Below are 1,946 nucleotides of genomic sequence, written 5' to 3' on the forward strand. Positions count from 1 at the left end.
CAGCGCGGCGAAGGTGGTGCGGCGCGGCGCGGTGTCGGGCCCGGTGACGAGCGCGGTGGCGCCGGGGGCGCGGCGGGCGGTGTCGGCGAGGATCTCGGGCACGGAGCGGGTCTCGACGGGGTGCGCGGTGTCGTTCCAGGTCCCCGTGGCCTCCGCGTGCTCCTCCGGCGTGAGGATGTCCAGGTCGCGCAGGGGCGCGTCCGGGGTGCGTGCCGCGCGGTCCAGGAGGAGGACCAGGCGTTCGGCGAGGAGCGCGGCCGTCCCCGGATCGGCGAGGTCGGTCGCGTACTCCAGGAGCAGCGTGATGCCGCCGTCCGCGTCGGAGGCGTCGACGAAGGTGAAGTCGAGGTCGAACTTGGCGGTGCCCGTGTCCATGTCGTACCACTCGGCGGGCAGCCCGAGGAGGGTGGCCGCGTCACCCTCGGGGCGGTGGTGGTAGCCCAGCATGACCTGGAAGAGCGGGTTGCGCCCGGTGACGCGGGGCGGGTTCACGGCCTCCACGAGCCGGTCGAAGGGGAGGTCCTGGTGCTCGAAGGCGGCCAGCGACGACTCCCGTACGCGGGCGAGGAGTTCGGTGAAGGTGGGGGTGCCCGAGAGGTCGGTGCGCAGGACGAGGGTGTTGACGAAGAAGCCGACGAGGTCGTCGAGTCCGCCGTCGGTGCGCCCGGCGATGGGCGCGCCGAGCGGGATGTCCTCGCCCGCGCCGAGCCGGTGCAGCAGGGCCGCGGTGGCGGCCTGGAGGAGCATGAACATGCTCGTGCCGCTCGCGGCCGACAGCTCGCGCAGGGCGCGCCCGGTCGCGGCGGGCACCTCGCGGCGCACGACGGCGCCGTGCCCGGTGGGCGCGTGCGGGCGCGGCCTGTCCAGGGGCAGGGCGAGTTCATCGGGGGCGCCGTCGAGGGCCTGTGTCCAGTAGGCGAGTTGGCGTTCCCCGAGGCGTGCGAGGAGCTGTTCCTGCCACAGCGTGTAGTCGGCGTACTGGACGGGGAGCGGGGCCCAGTCGGGCGCGGCGCCCCGCGCCCGCGCCGTGTAGGCGGTGTCGAGGTCGGCGAGGAAGGGCCGGTCGGACCACTCGTCGGTCGTGATGTGGTGCAGGACGAGCGCGAGGACGTGGTCCTCGGGCGCGAGAGTGAACACGTCCGCGCGTACGGGGAGTTCGCGGGTGAGGTCGAAGGGGCGGCGCTGCGCGGCCTCGATGAGCGCGGGCAGTTCGGCCTCGGTGCGCGCGCTGACGGTGAGCGGTGGCCGAGCGTCCGGGACGACGTACTGGTACGGCTCTCCCTCGTGGAGCGCGACGAGGGTGCGCAGCGACTCGTGGCGTTCGGCGACGTCGCGGAGGGCGAGGCGCAGGGCGTCGGTGTCGAGCGGGCCGCGCAGCCGCACGACGAGCGGGAAGTTGTAGGCGGGACTCGCGCCTTCGAGCTCCTGGACGAGCCACAGGCGGCGCTGGGCGGCGGACAGCGGGACGCGCTCGGGGCGGTCCGCGCGGGCGGTGAGCGCGGGGCGGGCGGGCTTGTCGGTGTGGACGCGGGTGGCGAGAAGTGCCGGTGTGGGGGCCTCGAAGAGGTCGCGGATGGCGAGTTCGGCGCCGAGTCCGGCGCGGGCGCGGCTGACGAGCCGGGTCGCGAGCAGGGAGTGGCCGCCGAGGTCGAAGAAGTTGTCCTCGGCCCCGGCCTCCGCCAACCCGAGCACGTCGGCGAACAGGCGGCACAGCACCTCCTCGCGCGGGGTGCGGGGCCCGCGCCCGCCGCCGAGCGCGACGGCCGGCTCGGCCTCGGGCAGCGCGCGGACGTCGAGCTTGCCGTTGGCGTTCATGGGCAGCGTGTCGACGGTGACGAACGCGGCGGGGACCATGTAGGCGGGCAGGGTGCGGCCCAGGTCCTCGCGCAGGCGGCGCACGAGCGCGGCGGTCCCGCGCGCGGCCGTGGGGTCGTTGGTGTACGGGG

At 75.4% G+C, this 1,946-nt stretch carries 1 protein-coding gene; it reads right to left on the reverse strand.

Going from position 1 to position 1,946, the window contains the following annotated elements; translation table 11 throughout:
- The coding region (locus G3I42_RS30265) for a condensation domain-containing protein (RefSeq protein WP_239096779.1) at positions 1 to 1,946 on the reverse strand (1,946 nt) is incomplete at both ends.

This window comes from Streptomyces sp. SID11385, from assembly GCF_010548245.1.
Classification (GTDB): Bacteria; Actinomycetota; Actinomycetes; order Streptomycetales; family Streptomycetaceae; genus Streptomyces.